A 13,914-nucleotide genomic window follows, 5' to 3' on the forward strand; every position below is an offset into this window, starting at 1 on the left:
TCCATGAGTAGATCGTCGAAGAAGGGGCCTTTCGTCGAGGAGCGGCTGATGAGCCGCATCGAGGCGATGAACGCCGTCAACGAGAAGCGGATGATCCGCACCTGGTCGCGCACCTCGACGGTCTTCCCCGAGATGGTCGGCCACACGATCGCCGTGCACGACGGGCGCAAGCACGTGCCGGTGTTCGTCAGCGAGCAGATGGTCGGGCACAAGCTCGGGGAGTTCGCTCCCACGCGCTCGTTCCGCGGGCACGCCGGCGACAACAAGACCCAGGTGAAGAAGCGCTGATGGCCGACACCGCTCTCATGCACTCCCGCGCGGAGGCGAAGTACGTGCGCCTGTCCGCCCGCAAGGCGCGCGTCGTGCTCGACCACATCCGCGGCCGCAGCGTGCCGGAGGCGCGCACGATCCTGGCGTTCACGCCGCGCGCCGCGGCCGTGGACATCGAGAAGGTGCTGCGCTCGGCCGTCGCGAACGCCGAGTCGATCCATGCGCTCGACGGCGACGAGCTCGTCGTCCTCGCCGCCTACGCGGACGAGGGCCCGACGCTGAAGCGCTGGCGCGCCCGCGCCCGTGGTCGCGTCAACCGCATCCGCAAGCGCACGTGCCATATCACCGTCGTCGTGAGCGAGAACCCGAAGGCCGTCCAGGGGCCGAAGCGGAAGGACGAGATGCCCGCCGCGAAGGACGCCCCGGCTCCCGAGGCTCCCGCCGCCGAGCAGAAGCCGAAGCGCAAGGCACCGGCGAAGAAGAGAGAGGTGGCTGCCTGATGGGTCAGAAAGTGCATCCCGGCGGCCTTCGCGTCGGTGTCATCCACGACTGGAAGTCGAACTGGTACACCGGCAAGAAGGAGTTTGCCGACTACATCCTCGAGGACGTCCGCATCCGCGAGCACATCACCGGCAAGCTCTCGCACGCCGGCCTGTCCGACATCCTGATCCGCAAGGACAAGCAGCGGATCACGGTCGACATCTACACCGCGCGCCCGGGCATCGTGATCGGCAAGTCCGGTGTCGAGGTGGACGCGCTGCGCAAGGAGCTCCACGCCATCACCGGCAAGTCGGTGCACATCAACATCAACGAGATCAAGCGGCCCGAGCTCGACGCGCAACTCGTCGCGCAGTCGATCGCCGAGCAGCTGCAGAACCGCGTCAGCTTTCGCCGCGCGATGAAGCGCAGCCTCGCCTCCGCGATGCGGTCGGGCGCGCAGGGCATCAAGATCCAGTGCGGGGGTCGCCTCGGCGGCGGCGAGATGAGCCGCTCGGAGCGCTATACCGAGGGTCGTATCCCGCTGCACACGATCCGCGCCGACATCGACTACGGCTTCGCCGAGGCCAAGACGACCTACGGCCGCATCGGCGTCAAGGTCTGGGTCAACAAGGGCGAGATCATGCCCGAGGGCTACGAGGGCACGTCGACAGGGAAGGAGACGCGCCTCGGCGACCAGGACCAGGCGCGCCGCAAGCGCGGCGGCTCGGCCGAGGGCCTCGGCGCCTCGCGCGAGGGCGGTCGCGGGCGGGGGCAGGATCGCGAAGGCCTCGGGCTCGTGCAGAAGCGCCGCCGCGGCCCCGGCGGGGGCCAGGGAGGCGGCGGCCGTCCCGGCGGCGGCGCCGGCGGACGCCCGGGCGGCAGCCGCGGCCGCGGCCCGCGCCCCGAGGGACAGCAGGGCGGCGGCCGCCCGCCGCAGAGCGCGCCGAAGCCGCAGCAGGCGCCCGAGCCGAAGGCGCCCGACGCGACGGAGGCCCCTGCGCCCGAGAGCACTCCCGGGGGGAGTGAGAGCTGATGCTGCTGCCGCGCAGGACAAAGCACCGCAAGCAGTTCCGCGGCCGCCGCGACGGCTTCTCACGCGGCCAGACGACCGTGCAGTTCGGCGACTACGGGCTCAAGGCGCTCGAGGACGGATGGATCACCAACCGCCAGATCGAGGCCGCCCGTATCGCGATGACGCGCAAGATCCGCCGCGGCGGCAAGGTGTGGATCAACGTCTTCCCGGACAAGCCGTTCACGAAGAAGCCGGCCGAGACGCGCATGGGCTCCGGCAAGGGATCGCCCGAGGGCTGGGTCGCCGTCGTCAAGCCGGGCCGCGTCATGTTCGAGCTCGCCGGTGTGCCGGAGCCGCTCGCCAAGGAGGCGCTGCGCCTTGCCGGCCAGAAGCTCCCGGTGAAGGTGAAGTTCGTGAAGCGGGAGGCTGATCTCTTTGAGAGCTAGGCAGTTGCACGACATGACCGACGAGGAGCTGGAGCAGAAGATGGCGGAGACTCGCCAGGAGCTGTTCAACCTCCGCTTCCAGTCGGCGACGGGCGCGCTCGAGAACAGCGCACGGCTGCGCTCGGCGAAGCGAGAGATCGCCCGCATCCTGACCGTCAAGACCGAGCGGGAACGACTGGGGAAGATCTGAGATGGCTGAAGAGAAGGACGAGATGACAGAGGAGACCCCGGTCGAGGAGACCGCGGAGCAGACGGAGGCCGTCGTCGACGAGCCGGTCGCGGCGGCAGCCGCGGCGGAGGAGCCGGTGCCGGCCGCCGAGCCCGTGGCGGAAGCCGTGGAGGAGGCGCCCGCCGGGGAGCCTGCCGCCGAGACCGCCGTGCCCGCGGCTGATGCGGTCGCGGCCGTGCCGGCACCGCAATCGGGACCGAAGCCGAAGAAGAAGCGGCTGCCGCGCGCCCTGCGCCCGCAGAGGACGAGGCCGACTCGCCCCGTCGCGACCGAGCGCAAGCCGATCGTGCGACTCGAGAAGCCGGAGCACGAGCGCGGCCGCAAGCAGGAGCGCCAGGGCACCGTCGTCTCCGACGCGATGGACAAGACGATCGTCGTCGAGGTCGACGTGATCAAGTCCCACCCGAAGTACAAGAAGGTGGTGCGCCGTTCGGTCAAGTTCCATGCGCACGACGAGGGCAACAGCGCCAAGGTCGGTGACGTCGTCCGGATCGTCGAGACCCGCCCGCTGTCCGCCACCAAGCGCTGGCGGCTCGTCGAGATCGTCGAGGTGGCGAAGTGACGACCCACGCCACCCGCGCCTCGTCCACCCGCGGCCACGCCGCTCCGGGGTGTGAGCGCCGATGATCCAGCAGGAATCACGCCTCAAGGTCGCCGACAACACCGGCGCCCGCGAGCTCCTCTGCATCCGCGTGATGGGAGGGTCGCATCGCCGCTATGCGCGCGTCGGCGACATCATCGTTGCTACCGTGAAGGCCGCAACGCCGCAGGGCACGGTCAAGAAGGGCGACGTGGTGAAGGCCGTCGTCGTCCGGACGAAGAAGCCCTACGGTCGCGACGACGGCACGCTGATCGGGTTCGACGAGAACGCCGCCGTCATCATCGACAACCAGAACAACCCGCGGGGAACGCGCATCTTCGGGCCCGTCGCCCGCGAGCTGCGCGAGAAGAACTTCATGAAGATCGTCAGCCTCGCTCCCGAGGTCCTCTAGAGATGGCAGCCACGATGAAGATCAAGAAGGGCGACATGGTGCAGGTGCTTGCCGGCAAGGACCGCGGCAAGCAGGGCCGTGTGCTCGAGGCGCGCCCGACCGACGGCAGCGTGATCGTGGAGAATCTCAACCTCGTCAAGCGGCACACCAAGCCGAAGCCGATCCGCGACGCGTCCCGCATGGGCGGCACGCAGATCATCCCCGGCGGCATCGTCGAGAAGGCATCCCCGCTCGACGTTAGCAACGTGATGCTCGTCTGTCCCACGTGCAAGCAGGCGACGCGGGTGGGCGTGAAGGTCAAGGAGATAAAGGGAGAGACGGTGCGCGTGCGGTTCTGCAAGCGCTGCAACGAGGAGATCGACCGCTGATGTCCGCGACCGAGACCTATCTGCCGCGCCTCAAGCAGCGCTACGAGAGCGAGATCAAGCCGGCGCTCCTGGAGGAGCTCGGCCTCGACTCCGTCATGCGCGTGCCGAAGGTGACGAAGATCACCCTGAACATGGGCGTCGGCGACGCGAAGACCGACGCCAAGGCGCTCGACGCCGCGATGGACGAGCTGTCCACGATCGCGGGCCAGCGCGCGCAGGTGCGCCGCGCCCGCAAGTCGATCGCGAGCTTCAAGCTGCGCGAGGGCATGGCCGTCGGCACGCGCGTCACGCTGCGGGGCGCCCGCATGTACGAGTTCCTCGACCGGCTCGTGTCGATCGCGCTGCCGCGCATCCGCGACTTCCGCGGTCTCAACCCCGATTCGTTCGACGGGCGCGGCAACTACTCGCTCGGCATCAAGGAGCAGATCATCTTCCCGGAGATCGACTACGACAGCGTGCAGTCGATCCGGGGCCTCGACGTCGCGATCACCACGTCGGCGGAGACGGACGACCACGCGCGCGCGCTCCTGCGCGCTCTGGGGTTGCCCTTCGCCGGCGAGAGAAGGGATTCGTAAGTGCCCCTCCGAGCAACCGCATTCCTGCCTCCGGCGGCTGCGAAGCGGCGCCGTGCGTCGTCCTCAGTCCCGCCCATATCCGAGGGTATGGGCGCTCCCTGCGTCCGAGCCTGGCTCGCTTCTCGCGCGCCAGACGCGGGGCACGATCACTCGAAGGAGCACTGACATGGCCAAGACATCCCTCCGCGTCAAGCAGAAGCGGACGCCGAAGTACAAGACGCAGGCGTACTCGCGCTGCAACCGGTGCGGCCGCCCGCGTTCCGTGTACAAGAAGTTCAAGCTGTGCCGGATCTGCCTGCGCGAGCTCGCCCACCAGGGCGCGATCCCGGGCATGACCAAATCGTCTTGGTAAACAGAGAAGATTCAATATATGAAATCTGATTATCTATATCAACTTGATCTTTCAGGGAAATATTTTCCTCATGAATTGTGTGGAAGGCCATTCCTCGCATCTAGCATTTTTCTGGAGGAAAAATGCTGACTGACCCTATAGCCGACATGCTCACTCGCATCCGCAACGCCAACAAGGCGATGCACGACAGCGCCCAGATGCCGACCTCGCGGATGAAGGAGGAGATCGCGCGCCTCCTCAAGGACGAGGGCTACATCAAGGACTTCCGCGTCGTCGAGGGAGCGCCCTTCCCGACGCTCGTGATCGAGCTCAAGTTCGGCCGCAACCGCGAGCGCGTGATCACCGACCTCAAGCGCGTGTCCAAGCCGGGCCGCCGCGTGTATGCCCGCAAGGACCGCCTGCCGCGCGTGCTCGGCGGTCTCGGCACCGCCATCCTGTCCACCTCGACCGGCGTGATCACCGGCCGTCAGGCTGCCGAGCGCGGCGTCGGCGGCGAAGTGCTCGCGTTCATCTGGTAGCGCCGTGAGCCGTATCGGACGCAGACCCATCGAGATTCCCGCGGGCGTCACCGTCGAGATCTCGCCGGGCGGCACCGTCAAGGTCGCCGGCCCGCTCGGCGAGCTCGAGCAGCAGGTGCCCGCGCGGATGCAGATCGCCCAGGAGGACGGCGTGCTGCACGTGACACGTCCCACCGACCGCGGCGACGACCGTGCGCTGCACGGGCTCACGCGCACCCTCGTCGCCAACATGGTCGAGGGCGTCACGAAGGGCTTCGAGAAGCATCTCGACATCCAGGGGGTCGGCTACCGCGCGCAGCTCAAGGGCAACGATCTCGAGCTCGCCGTCGGCTACTCGCACGCGGTCACGGTGCAGCCGCGCCCCGGCGTCACCTTCGAGGTGCCGGCGCCCACCCAGATCGTCGTCAAGGGCACCGACAAGCAGATGGTGGGGCAGACCGCGGCGGAGATCCGCAAGGTGCGGCCGCCGGAGCCGTACAAGGGCAAGGGCATTCGCTACCGCGACGAGCAGGTTCGCAGAAAGGTGGGTAAGCGCGCATGAGCACGCTCTCGACGCGCGACGCGCGCCTGCGCCGCCATCGCCGCATCCGCGGCAAGGTCGCCGGTACCGCCGGGCGGCCGCGGCTCGCCGTGTTCCGCTCGAACAAGGGCATCTTCGCCCAGCTGATCGACGACGAGAACGGACGGACGCTTGCCGCCGCGAGCTGGCTGCAGCTGAAGTCGTTCTCCGGCAGCAAGACCGAGCAGGCTGCCGAGGTGGGCAAGCAGCTCGCCGCGGCCGCGAAGGCCGCGGGGGTCACCACCTGCGTCTTCGATCGGGGCGGCTACCTCTACCACGGACGCGTGAAGGCGCTGGCTGACGGCGCCCGCGAAGGAGGACTGGAGTTTTGAGCACCTTCGAGGTCGCTGAGAGCAGGGAGCTGAAGGAGCGCGTGATCGAGATAAACCGCGTCGCCAAGGTGGTCAAGGGCGGCCGGCGCTTCTCCTTCACGGCGCTCGTCGTGATCGGCGACGAGGTCGACCGCGTCGGCGTCGGCTACGGGAAGGCGCGCGAGGTTCCGCTCGCCATCTCCAAGGCAGTCGACGACGCGAAGAAGAATCTCTTCTCCGTGCCCAAGCACGGCAGCACGATCACGCATGAGATTCTCGGCGAGTTCGACGCGGCGCGCGTCTTCTTGCGCCCGGCGAGCGAGGGCACCGGCGTCATCGCCGGCGGCGGCGTGCGCGCGGTGCTCGAGCTCGCAGGCATCCGCGACGTGCTCGCGAAGAGCCTCGGCACGACGAACCCGATCAACATGGCCAAGGCCACCGTGGACGGGCTCAAGAAGCTCCGCCGTCCCGAGGACATCGCGCGCCAGCGCGGCAAGACGATCCGCGAGGTGCTGCCGCTGCCGCGCGACTACGACGCGACGGCGGCGGCGAAGGCCGGAGAGGCGGTCGCATGAGCACCGTCAAGGTCACCCAGGTGCGGAGCACGATCGGCCAGAGCAAGGCGCACGAGGGCACGATCCGCGCCCTCGGGCTCGGCAAGATCGGCCGCTCGGCCGAGCACCGCCGCTCCCCGGAGCTGGAGGGTCAGCTGCGCCACGTCGCCCACCTCGTCCGGGTCGAAGGGAAGGACTCCTAAGTGGCCGAAGAGCTCAATCTCCACTCGCTCCAGCCCGCGCAGCCCCGCAAGGATCGCAAGCGGGTCGGCCGCGGCATGGGCTCCGGCAAGGGGCGCTACTCCGGTCGCGGCATCAAGGGACAGAAGTCGCGCTCCGGGTCGCACATGATGCCCGCCGGCTTCGAGGGCGGCCAGATGCCGATCGACATGCGGCTGCCGAAGCTGCGCGGCAACACGTCCGCCGACGCGATGCCGATCGGGCCGTTCCGCACGTCGACCCAGCCGGTCAACCTCCGCGATCTCGAGGCCCGGTTCGACGCCGGTGCCGAGGTGACGCCGGAGTCGCTCGTCAGCGCCGGCCTGATCAAGAACACGAAGACCGACGTCAAGATCCTCGGCTCCGGCGACCTCACGAAGACGCTCGCGGTCACCGCGCACGGGTTCTCGAAGGCGGCGCGGGAGAAGATCGAGGCGGCCGGCGGCACCGTCACCTGGCTCCGCGGCGATCCCGGCGAGAAGGCGACCGGGAAGGCGCGCTCGGAGCCGGCCGCAACCTCGGCCGAGCCCGAGACCGAACCGTCGGGTCCCTCGGCCGACGAGGGCGCCGAGTAGCTGCGTGCTGAGCTGGCTCGGCAACGCGTGGCGGGTCCCCGAGCTCAGACGCCGGGTCCTGTTCACCGCGCTCGTGCTCGGCGTCTACCGGCTCGGATCGTGGCTGCCCGCGCCGGGTGTCGACGCCGCGCAGATCGACAGCTACTTCAACGGCCAGGGCGGCAGCATCCTCGGCCTTCTCAACCTCTTCTCGGGCGGCGCGCTGTCGCAGTTCTCGCTCTTCGCGCTCGGGATCATGCCGTACGTCACGGCGTCGATCATCCTGCAGCTGATGACCGTGGTGATCCCGCGCCTCGGGGAGCTGCAGAAGGAGGGCGAGGCGGGCTACGCCAAGATCAACCAGTACACCCGCTACCTCACCGTCGTGCTCGCGGCGGCGCAGGCTCTCGGCTACTCGGTGCTGTTCCAGCGCCAGGATGCGCTGCAGGGCAACGCGGGGCGCATCACCCTGATCGTCGTCACCCTCACCACCGGCACCGTGCTGCTGATGTGGCTCGGCGAGCAGATCACGAAGCGCGGCATCGGCAACGGCATCTCGATCCTCATCTTCGCGTCGATCCTGACGAGCCTGCCGCTCGGCGTCAGCGCATGGTGGAACGGCGGTCCGATGGAGCGCATCTTCTTCCCGCTCATCGCGCTCGCCATCGTCGCCTCGGTCGTGTTCGTGCAGGAGGGCCAGCGGCGCATCCCGATCCAGTACGCGAAGCGCCAGGTGGGACGGCGCATGACGAGCGGCGGCTCGACCTACCTGCCCCTGCGCGTGAACATGGCCGGCGTGATCCCGGTCATCTTCGCGGCCGCGCTCCTTGCCTTCCCGGCCACGATCGCCCAGTACTTCCCGGGCTCGCAGCAGTTCGTGAACGATCACTTCCAGCCGGGCAACCTCACCTACCTGCTCGTCGAGGCCGGCCTCATCATCGTGTTCACCTACTTCTACACGGCGGTGCAGTTCAACCCGGTCGAGCAGGCCGACAACCTGCGCAAGTACGGCGGCTACGTTCCCGGCATCCGGCCCGGCCCGCCGACGGCGCAGTACCTCGACCGCGTCCTCACCCGGCTCACGTTCCCGGGGGCGCTGTTCCTCGCCGCCGTGGCGGTGGCGCCGAGCGTCTTCATCCGCTACGGCGGTTTCTCGCAGGCGAATGCGCGCGCCCTCGGCGGCACCTCCGTGCTGATCGCCGTCGGCGTCGCGCTCGACACGATGCGCCAGATGGAGAGCCAGATGATGATGCGGAACTACGAAGGCTTCCTCAAGTAGGGGCGAGGCGCTGCCTCGCCCGCTACATCACTCGCGATGAACGTTCTCGTCCTCGGCCCGCAGGGCTCCGGCAAGGGCACGCAGGCGAAGCGGATCTCCGCCGCCTACGGCGTGCCGCACGTCTCCACCGGCGACATGTTCCGCGCAGCCGTCGCCGACGGAACGGAGCTCGGGCGTCGCGTCGCCCCGATTCTCGCCGCTGGCGAGCTCGTTCCGGATGAGCTGACGATCGCGCTCATCCGCGAGCGGCTGGCGCGGGACGACGCCCGCGACGGCTTCGTGCTCGACGGCTTTCCCCGCAACCTCGCGCAGGCGACCTCGCTCGATGCGATGCTGGACGGGATCGGGCGCACGCTCGACGCGGTGCTGTTCTTCGACCTCGACGACGACGTCGCCACCGAGCGCATGCTCGGGCGCGCTCGCGACGAGGGGCGCGAGGACGACGCGCCCGACGTGATCGCGCGCCGCCTCGCCATCTACCACGAGCAGACCGAGCCGGTCGTCGAGCACTACCGGAGTGCCGGCACGCTCGTCCCGCTCCACGCCGAGCGCACCGTGGACGAGGTGTTCGCCGAGATCAGCGCCGCGCTCGCGCAGGTGGCCCGGTGATCATCCGCAAGGGCCCGGAGGAGCTCGAGCGCATCGCCCGTGCGGGCGACCTCGTCGCGGCCACGATCGCCCACGTCGCCGAGCACATCGCCCCCGGCATCACCACGGGCGCGCTCGACGAGATCGCGGGCGCCTTTCTCGCCTCGCGGGGCGGCGTCTCGGCCTCCAGGGGCTACAAGGGCTATCCGGCGGAGATATGCATCTCGCCGAACGACATGGTCGTGCACGGCATCCCCGGCTCCTACACGGTAGCCGCGGGCGACCTGCTCACGATCGACGTCGGTGCGTCGCTCGACGGCGCCATCGCCGACAGCGCCTACACCTTCGCGGTGGGTGACGTCACGCCCACGGCCAGACGCCTGCTCGACGTCTGCCAGCAGGCCCTCGCCGCCGGCATCGCGCAGGCGCGGCCCGGCAACCGCGTCGGCGACATCTCGAACGCGGTGCAGCAGGTCGTCGAGGGCGCCGGCTTCTCCGTCGTGCGCAGCCTCGTCGGCCACGGTGTCGGTCGCTACTACCACGAGGACCCGCACGTTCCCAACTTCGGGCAGCCCGGCCGTGGGCCGAAGCTCTCCGAGGGCATGACGATCGCGATCGAGCCGATGATCACGGCCGGCGGCCCGGACGTGTACCTGCACGACGACGGCTGGTCGATCTCGACGCAGGACGGCTCGCTCGCGGCCCATTTCGAGCACACGGTCGCGGTCGGCGCCGCCGGGCCGCGCATCCTCACTCCCCGCGTCGGACGCGCCAGGGAGATCGCGAGTTTGCTACAGTGAGCGGCCCGCGGCGGAGCCGTTTCGCTCTGCCATGGGTCCTGATTTACGAGAGTTCCGCGTTCGGCGCGGCAATCGCGCGAGGGAAGGGTGGCAGTCAAGGAAGAGAAGATCGAGGTCGAAGGCGAGGTCGTCGAGTCGCTCCCGAGCACGATGTTCCGGGTCGAGCTGGACACGGGCCACAGCGTGCTCGCCACGATCTCGGGGAAGATGCGCAAGCACTACATCCGCATCCTCCCCGGCGATCGGGTCAAGGTCGAGCTCTCCCCGTACGACCTCACGCGCGGCCGCATCACCTTCCGACTTCGCTAGCCCCTGACATCCGCCAGCCCCGAGGATTCCACTGATGAAAGTTCGCCCGTCCGTCAAGCCCATGTGTGAGCGCTGCCGCGTGATCAAGCGGCACGGCCGCACGATGGTCATCTGCGTCAACCCCCGGCACAAGCAAAGGCAGGGCTAAGCGAGTGGCACGCATCGCCGGCGTCAACCTTCCGAACCAGAAGCGGCTCGAGATCGGGCTCACCTACATCTACGGGATCGGCCAGTCCACCGCGCAGACGATCTGCAAGGCGCTGGAGCTCGATCCCGACCAGAAGATCAAGGACCTCACCGACGACGAGGTCACGAAGCTCCGCACCTACATCGACGCGAACGTCGAGGTCGAGGGCGACCTCCGCCGGGAGCGCTCGCAGGCGATCAAGCGCCTCTCGGAGATCGGCTGCTACCGCGGCCTGCGGCACCGGCGCGGCCTGCCCGTCAACGGGCAGCGCACGAAGACGAATGCGCGCACTCGCAAGGGCCCGAAGAAGACCGTCGGACGCGGGAAGAAGGGGAAGTAGATGGCACCTCCGCGCAAAGCAGCGGCCGCACGAGGCCGCACGCGTCGCCGCGTCAAGAAGAACATCGCGATCGGCCAGGCGCACATCAAGACGTCGTTCAACAACACGATCGTGTCCCTCACCGACCGCGAGGGCAACGTGATCGCATGGGAGTCGGCCGGATCGGCCGGCTTCAAGGGCTCGCGCAAGTCCACCCCGTTCGCCGCGCAGGTCACGGCCGACAACTGTGCGCGCAAGGGCATGGAGCACGGCCTGCAGAAGGTCGAGGTGTTCGTCAAGGGCCCGGGCTCGGGCCGCGAGACGGCGATCCGCTCGCTGCAGGCCGCCGGCCTCGAGATCCTCGGCGTCAAGGACGTGTCGCCGCAGGCGCACAACGGCGTCCGGCAGAAGAAGCGGAGGCGGGTTTGATGGTTTCTCGGGTCCCACGTTCTTCGTCGCTGGAAGGTGCGCAGCACCTTCCAGCGCTGAACGGCGTCCGGCAGAAGAAGAGGAGGCGAGCCTGATGGCCCGCGATCTCGGACCCAAGTGCCGTGTCTGCCGCCGCGAGGGCATCAAGCTGTTCCTCAAGGGCGAGCGCTGTCTGACCGAGAAGTGCGCCATCGAGCGGCGCTCGTACCCGCCGGGAGAGCACGGTCGCGGGCGTATCAAGCAGAGCGAGTACCTGCTGCAGCTGCGCGAGAAGCAGAAGGCGCGCCGGTACTACGGGTTGCTCGAGAAGCAGTTCCGCAACACCTACGAGAAGGCGACCCGCGGGACCGGCGCACCGGGCGAGAACCTGTTGCGGATGCTCGAGGCGCGGCTCGACAACGTCGTCTACCGCCTCGGCTTCGCCGGCTCGCGCGCACAGGCCCGCCAGCTCGTGCGTCACGGCCACTTCCAGGTCAACGGCCGCCGCGTCAACATCCCGAGCTTCGGGGTGCGCCCCAACGACGTGATCACGCTCAAGCAAGGCAGCGCCGCCGCACCCCTCGTGCGCGACGCGACCGATCTGACAGCGTCGGTGTCGCCCTGGCTGCAGGCCGACCACGAGGGCCTCACCGGCAAGGTGCTGCGGTGGCCCGAGCGCGCCGAGATCGACACGCCCGTCCAGGAATCACTGATCGTCGAGCTCTACTCCAAGTAGGCCGCGAGAGAAGACGAAAGGAACGATTTGGCAACCCGCACCAGCCTGATGGACTTCCAGATTCCGCGCATCGTGCGCGAGGAGAGCGACGACCGTCGCGGCGTGTTCGCGATCGAGCCGCTCGATCGGGGCTTCGGCTACACGTTCGGCAACTCCCTGCGCCGCGTGCTTCTCTCGTCGCTCGAGGGCGCCGCCGTCACGGCCGTCAAGATCGAGGGCGTCGCGCACGAGTTCACGACGCTTCCCGGCGTCCGCGAGGACGTCACCGACATCATCCTCAACCTCAAGGGCCTCATCTGCCGCCTCCACGGCGAGTCCCCGGAGATCGAGGTGCACGTGTCCAAGAAGGGCCCCGGCACGGTCACCGCCGCCGACATCGAGGCACCCGCCGACCTCGAGATCCTCAACCCGGAGCTCGAGATCGCCCAGCTCGCCGACAAGGGCAAGCTCGAGATGACGCTCACGATCGGCCGCGGCCGCGGCTACGTCCCGGCCGAGATGAACCGCGGGCCCGAGACCACCATCGGCGTGATCCCGATCGACTCGATCTTCTCGCCGGTGCGCCGCGTCGCCTACGAGGTCGACGCTGCACGCGTCGGGCAGCGCACCGACTACGACAAGCTGACGCTCGACGTCACCACCGACGGCTCGATCGAGCCCAAGGACGCGATCGCCCAGGCTGCCGAGATCCTCATCCGCCAGCTCGCGATCTTCACCGACCTCGAGCGGATCGAGGGCTTCGGCGAGGCAGCCGTCGAGGCTGCCGCCGACGCTGCGGCGTCGCACGGCATGGAGAACTTCCCGATCGAGGAGCTCGAGCTGGGCGTGCGCTCGTACAACTGCCTCAAGCGTGTCGGTATCGAGACGATCGGAGATCTCACCTCGAAGTCGGAGGCCGAGCTGGCCGCGATCCCGAACTTCGGCCGCAAGTCGGTCGAGGAGGTGCGCGAGACGCTCGCCGCACACGGCCTCACGCTCAAGGGCGAGGATCTCACCTCGTCATGAGGCACGGCAACGCGGGCAAGAAGCTCGGGCGGGACTCCGCCCATCGCAAGGCGCTGTATTCGAACCTCGCGGGCGCGCTGATCCAGCACGGCCGCATCGAGACGACCGAGGCGAAGGCGAAGGCGGTGAAGCCGCTCGCAGAGAAGATGATCACGCTCGGCAAGCGCGGCGATCTGCACGCGCGCAGGCTCGCGCTCGCGGAGCTCCGCTCCAACGACGTCGTGCACCTCCTCTTCGCCGAGGTGGCGCCGCGCTTCGCAGAGCGTGCCGGCGGCTACACGCGGATCGTCAAGATCGGCCCTCGGCAGGGCGACGCCGCCCCGATGGTGCTGCTCGAGCTCGTCGACTTCGAGCCGGCAGGCGCCGCCGCCTAGCAGCCTGGGGCGCGGACGGGGGTGATCGCGGAGGGCGCCGAGGCGCCCTCCCGGCTTTGCGAGGCCGGGAGAGCCCGGCTCGGCTTGCGCAGGCGCGCGCCGGCGCTTCACGACGGCCTCGCGCCCGTAGGCTTGCGCCATGCTCACGCTGATCGCCCTGCTGCTCGCGCTCCTCGTCCTGCCTGCGCCGTGGGGAGCCGCCCTCGTCGCCGTGGCCGCGCTCGCAGACGTCGCGGAGACGGTCGTGCTGGTCCGCTGGTCGAGGCGCCGTCGCGCCGCGGTCGGGCTCGAGACGCTCGCCGGACGTACGGCGACCGTCGTCACCACGCTCGCGCCGCACGGGCAGGTGCGCGTGGACGGCGAGCTCTGGGCCGCCCGCTGCACCGCCGCCGGCGCGGTGGCCCGGCCCGGCGACCGCGTGCGCATCATCCGTGTCGAAGGGCTCGATCTCGTGGTGGAGCCCTTGTGAC

26 protein-coding genes and 1 pseudogene are annotated in these 13,914 nt (G+C 69.1%); all 27 read left to right on the top strand.

Translation table 11 applies throughout. The features are described 5' to 3' along the window. Positions 1-3: 3 nt before the first annotated feature. The 27 genes and pseudogenes from rpsS to Gocc_RS07815 all read left to right on the top strand — a co-directional run bounded on the left by rpsS (position 4) and on the right by Gocc_RS07815 (position 13,913). Positions 4-288, top strand: a complete 285-nt coding sequence (gene rpsS / locus Gocc_RS07685; protein ID WP_114795958.1) for a 30S ribosomal protein S19 — start codon at positions 4-6, stop codon at positions 286-288. Then, a complete protein-coding gene (rplV, locus tag Gocc_RS07690; protein ID WP_220150515.1) occupies positions 288-770 on the top strand; it encodes a 50S ribosomal protein L22 in 483 nt (160 codons plus the stop codon). The genes rpsS and rplV overlap by 1 nt, the downstream gene beginning before the upstream one ends. Beyond that, positions 770-1,783, top strand: a complete 1,014-nt coding sequence (rpsC, locus tag Gocc_RS17085) for a 30S ribosomal protein S3 (protein WP_114795959.1) — start codon at positions 770-772, stop codon at positions 1,781-1,783. The genes rplV and rpsC overlap by 1 nt, the downstream gene beginning before the upstream one ends. Then, entirely contained in the window at positions 1,783-2,208 is a 426-nt protein-coding gene (gene rplP, locus Gocc_RS07700; RefSeq protein ID WP_114795960.1) for a 50S ribosomal protein L16, read from the top strand. Before rpsC ends, rplP begins: the two co-directional genes overlap by 1 nt. 13 nt (positions 2,209-2,221) lie before the next feature. After that, on the top strand, positions 2,222-2,398 hold the full coding sequence (rpmC, locus tag Gocc_RS07705; RefSeq protein WP_181813464.1) for a 50S ribosomal protein L29: 177 nt from the start codon (positions 2,222-2,224) through the stop codon (positions 2,396-2,398). A 325-nt stretch (positions 2,399-2,723) separates the two neighbouring features. After that, on the top strand, positions 2,724-2,999 hold the full coding sequence (gene rpsQ / locus Gocc_RS16695) for a 30S ribosomal protein S17 (protein WP_281268437.1): 276 nt from the start codon (positions 2,724-2,726) through the stop codon (positions 2,997-2,999). 61 nt (positions 3,000-3,060) lie between these two features. Further along, positions 3,061-3,429, top strand: coding sequence for a 50S ribosomal protein L14 (gene rplN, locus Gocc_RS07715; protein WP_114795962.1), 369 nt, complete (start codon positions 3,061-3,063; stop codon positions 3,427-3,429). 14 nt (positions 3,430-3,443) lie between these two features. Then, a complete protein-coding gene (gene rplX, locus Gocc_RS07720; protein ID WP_114796193.1) occupies positions 3,444-3,797 on the top strand; it encodes a 50S ribosomal protein L24 in 354 nt (117 codons plus the stop codon). After that, positions 3,797-4,372 carry a 50S ribosomal protein L5 gene (rplE, locus tag Gocc_RS07725; RefSeq protein WP_114795963.1) on the top strand — a complete coding sequence of 192 codons (576 nt, stop codon included), beginning with the start codon at positions 3,797-3,799 and terminating at the stop codon, positions 4,370-4,372. Before rplX ends, rplE begins: the two co-directional genes overlap by 1 nt. A 166-nt stretch (positions 4,373-4,538) precedes the next feature. Further along, positions 4,539-4,724, top strand: coding sequence for a type Z 30S ribosomal protein S14 (locus Gocc_RS07730; protein WP_114795964.1), 186 nt, complete (start codon positions 4,539-4,541; stop codon positions 4,722-4,724). Positions 4,725-4,846: 122 nt separating this feature from the next. After that, a complete protein-coding gene (gene rpsH / locus Gocc_RS07735; protein ID WP_114795965.1) occupies positions 4,847-5,242 on the top strand; it encodes a 30S ribosomal protein S8 in 396 nt (131 codons plus the stop codon). 4 nt (positions 5,243-5,246) lie between these two features. Continuing rightward, complete coding sequence (rplF, locus tag Gocc_RS07740; protein WP_114795966.1) at positions 5,247-5,783, top strand: 50S ribosomal protein L6; 537 nt, start codon at positions 5,247-5,249, stop codon at positions 5,781-5,783. Further along, complete coding sequence (rplR, locus tag Gocc_RS07745; protein WP_114795967.1) at positions 5,780-6,133, top strand: 50S ribosomal protein L18; 354 nt, start codon at positions 5,780-5,782, stop codon at positions 6,131-6,133. The genes rplF and rplR overlap by 4 nt, the downstream gene beginning before the upstream one ends. Continuing rightward, complete coding sequence (gene rpsE, locus Gocc_RS07750; RefSeq protein ID WP_114795968.1) at positions 6,130-6,687, top strand: 30S ribosomal protein S5; 558 nt, start codon at positions 6,130-6,132, stop codon at positions 6,685-6,687. The genes rplR and rpsE overlap by 4 nt, the downstream gene beginning before the upstream one ends. Further along, complete coding sequence (gene rpmD / locus Gocc_RS07755) at positions 6,684-6,869, top strand: 50S ribosomal protein L30 (protein WP_114795969.1); 186 nt, start codon at positions 6,684-6,686, stop codon at positions 6,867-6,869. Before rpsE ends, rpmD begins: the two co-directional genes overlap by 4 nt. Continuing rightward, positions 6,870-7,337: pseudogene (gene rplO, locus Gocc_RS07760) on the top strand (50S ribosomal protein L15); the annotation flags it as partial. A 127-nt stretch (positions 7,338-7,464) separates the two neighbouring features. Continuing rightward, positions 7,465-8,718 (top strand): preprotein translocase subunit SecY, encoded by a 1,254-nt coding sequence (gene secY, locus Gocc_RS07765; protein ID WP_114795971.1) that lies wholly within the window; start codon positions 7,465-7,467, stop codon positions 8,716-8,718. A gap of 36 nt (positions 8,719-8,754) precedes the next feature. Further along, the gene (locus tag Gocc_RS07770; RefSeq protein ID WP_114795972.1) at positions 8,755-9,327 is read left to right on the top strand and encodes an adenylate kinase; all 573 of its coding nucleotides are present in this window, start codon (positions 8,755-8,757) and stop codon (positions 9,325-9,327) included. Further along, positions 9,324-10,106 carry a type I methionyl aminopeptidase gene (map, locus tag Gocc_RS07775; protein ID WP_114795973.1) on the top strand — a complete coding sequence of 261 codons (783 nt, stop codon included), beginning with the start codon at positions 9,324-9,326 and terminating at the stop codon, positions 10,104-10,106. The genes Gocc_RS07770 and map overlap by 4 nt, the downstream gene beginning before the upstream one ends. Before the next feature lie 87 nt (positions 10,107-10,193). After that, complete coding sequence (infA, locus tag Gocc_RS07780; protein ID WP_114795974.1) at positions 10,194-10,415, top strand: translation initiation factor IF-1; 222 nt, start codon at positions 10,194-10,196, stop codon at positions 10,413-10,415. Positions 10,416-10,449: 34 nt separating this feature from the next. Continuing rightward, complete coding sequence (rpmJ, locus tag Gocc_RS07785) at positions 10,450-10,563, top strand: 50S ribosomal protein L36 (protein ID WP_114795975.1); 114 nt, start codon at positions 10,450-10,452, stop codon at positions 10,561-10,563. 4 nt (positions 10,564-10,567) lie between these two features. Continuing rightward, complete coding sequence (rpsM, locus tag Gocc_RS07790; protein ID WP_114795976.1) at positions 10,568-10,942, top strand: 30S ribosomal protein S13; 375 nt, start codon at positions 10,568-10,570, stop codon at positions 10,940-10,942. Continuing rightward, positions 10,943-11,350 carry a 30S ribosomal protein S11 gene (gene rpsK / locus Gocc_RS07795; protein WP_114795977.1) on the top strand — a complete coding sequence of 136 codons (408 nt, stop codon included), beginning with the start codon at positions 10,943-10,945 and terminating at the stop codon, positions 11,348-11,350. A 94-nt stretch (positions 11,351-11,444) separates the two neighbouring features. After that, positions 11,445-12,065 carry a 30S ribosomal protein S4 gene (gene rpsD / locus Gocc_RS07800; RefSeq protein WP_114795978.1) on the top strand — a complete coding sequence of 207 codons (621 nt, stop codon included), beginning with the start codon at positions 11,445-11,447 and terminating at the stop codon, positions 12,063-12,065. Positions 12,066-12,092: 27 nt separating this feature from the next. Further along, the gene (locus Gocc_RS07805) at positions 12,093-13,070 is read left to right on the top strand and encodes a DNA-directed RNA polymerase subunit alpha (RefSeq protein ID WP_281268431.1); all 978 of its coding nucleotides are present in this window, start codon (positions 12,093-12,095) and stop codon (positions 13,068-13,070) included. Continuing rightward, positions 13,067-13,444, top strand: coding sequence for a 50S ribosomal protein L17 (gene rplQ, locus Gocc_RS07810; RefSeq protein WP_114795979.1), 378 nt, complete (start codon positions 13,067-13,069; stop codon positions 13,442-13,444). Before Gocc_RS07805 ends, rplQ begins: the two co-directional genes overlap by 4 nt. A gap of 139 nt (positions 13,445-13,583) precedes the next feature. Beyond that, complete coding sequence (locus Gocc_RS07815) at positions 13,584-13,913, top strand: NfeD family protein (RefSeq protein ID WP_114795980.1); 330 nt, start codon at positions 13,584-13,586, stop codon at positions 13,911-13,913. Position 13,914: the final 1 nt, after the last annotated feature.

Origin of the sequence: Gaiella occulta (assembly GCF_003351045.1) — a bacterium.
Classification (GTDB): domain Bacteria; phylum Actinomycetota; class Thermoleophilia; order Gaiellales; family Gaiellaceae; genus Gaiella; species Gaiella occulta.

Excerpts from the sequence above, each read along its gene's own strand:
- rpmD (WP_114795969.1), top strand. The coding sequence starts at position 6,684 with ATGAGCACCGTCAAGGTCACCCAGGTGCGGAGCACGATCGGCCAGAGC.
- rplX (WP_114796193.1), top strand. The coding sequence starts at position 3,444 with ATGAAGATCAAGAAGGGCGACATGGTGCAGGTGCTTGCCGGCAAGGAC.
- rplR (WP_114795967.1), top strand. The coding sequence starts at position 5,780 with ATGAGCACGCTCTCGACGCGCGACGCGCGCCTGCGCCGCCATCGCCGC.
- Gocc_RS07770 (WP_114795972.1), top strand. The coding sequence starts at position 8,755 with ATGAACGTTCTCGTCCTCGGCCCGCAGGGCTCCGGCAAGGGCACGCAG.
- rplE (WP_114795963.1), top strand. The coding sequence starts at position 3,797 with ATGTCCGCGACCGAGACCTATCTGCCGCGCCTCAAGCAGCGCTACGAG.
- rpsC (WP_114795959.1), top strand. The coding sequence starts at position 770 with ATGGGTCAGAAAGTGCATCCCGGCGGCCTTCGCGTCGGTGTCATCCAC.
- rpsH (WP_114795965.1), top strand. The coding sequence starts at position 4,847 with ATGCTGACTGACCCTATAGCCGACATGCTCACTCGCATCCGCAACGCC.
- Gocc_RS07730 (WP_114795964.1), top strand. The coding sequence starts at position 4,539 with ATGGCCAAGACATCCCTCCGCGTCAAGCAGAAGCGGACGCCGAAGTAC.
- rpsD (WP_114795978.1), top strand. The coding sequence starts at position 11,445 with ATGGCCCGCGATCTCGGACCCAAGTGCCGTGTCTGCCGCCGCGAGGGC.
- rplN (WP_114795962.1), top strand. The coding sequence starts at position 3,061 with ATGATCCAGCAGGAATCACGCCTCAAGGTCGCCGACAACACCGGCGCC.
- rplP (WP_114795960.1), top strand. The coding sequence starts at position 1,783 with ATGCTGCTGCCGCGCAGGACAAAGCACCGCAAGCAGTTCCGCGGCCGC.
- rplQ (WP_114795979.1), top strand. The coding sequence starts at position 13,067 with ATGAGGCACGGCAACGCGGGCAAGAAGCTCGGGCGGGACTCCGCCCAT.
- rplV (WP_220150515.1), top strand. The coding sequence starts at position 288 with ATGGCCGACACCGCTCTCATGCACTCCCGCGCGGAGGCGAAGTACGTG.
- rpmJ (WP_114795975.1), top strand. The coding sequence starts at position 10,450 with ATGAAAGTTCGCCCGTCCGTCAAGCCCATGTGTGAGCGCTGCCGCGTG.
- rpsK (WP_114795977.1), top strand. The coding sequence starts at position 10,943 with ATGGCACCTCCGCGCAAAGCAGCGGCCGCACGAGGCCGCACGCGTCGC.
- rpmC (WP_181813464.1), top strand. The coding sequence starts at position 2,222 with ATGACCGACGAGGAGCTGGAGCAGAAGATGGCGGAGACTCGCCAGGAG.
- Gocc_RS07815 (WP_114795980.1), top strand. The coding sequence starts at position 13,584 with ATGCTCACGCTGATCGCCCTGCTGCTCGCGCTCCTCGTCCTGCCTGCG.
- rpsS (WP_114795958.1), top strand. The coding sequence starts at position 4 with ATGAGTAGATCGTCGAAGAAGGGGCCTTTCGTCGAGGAGCGGCTGATG.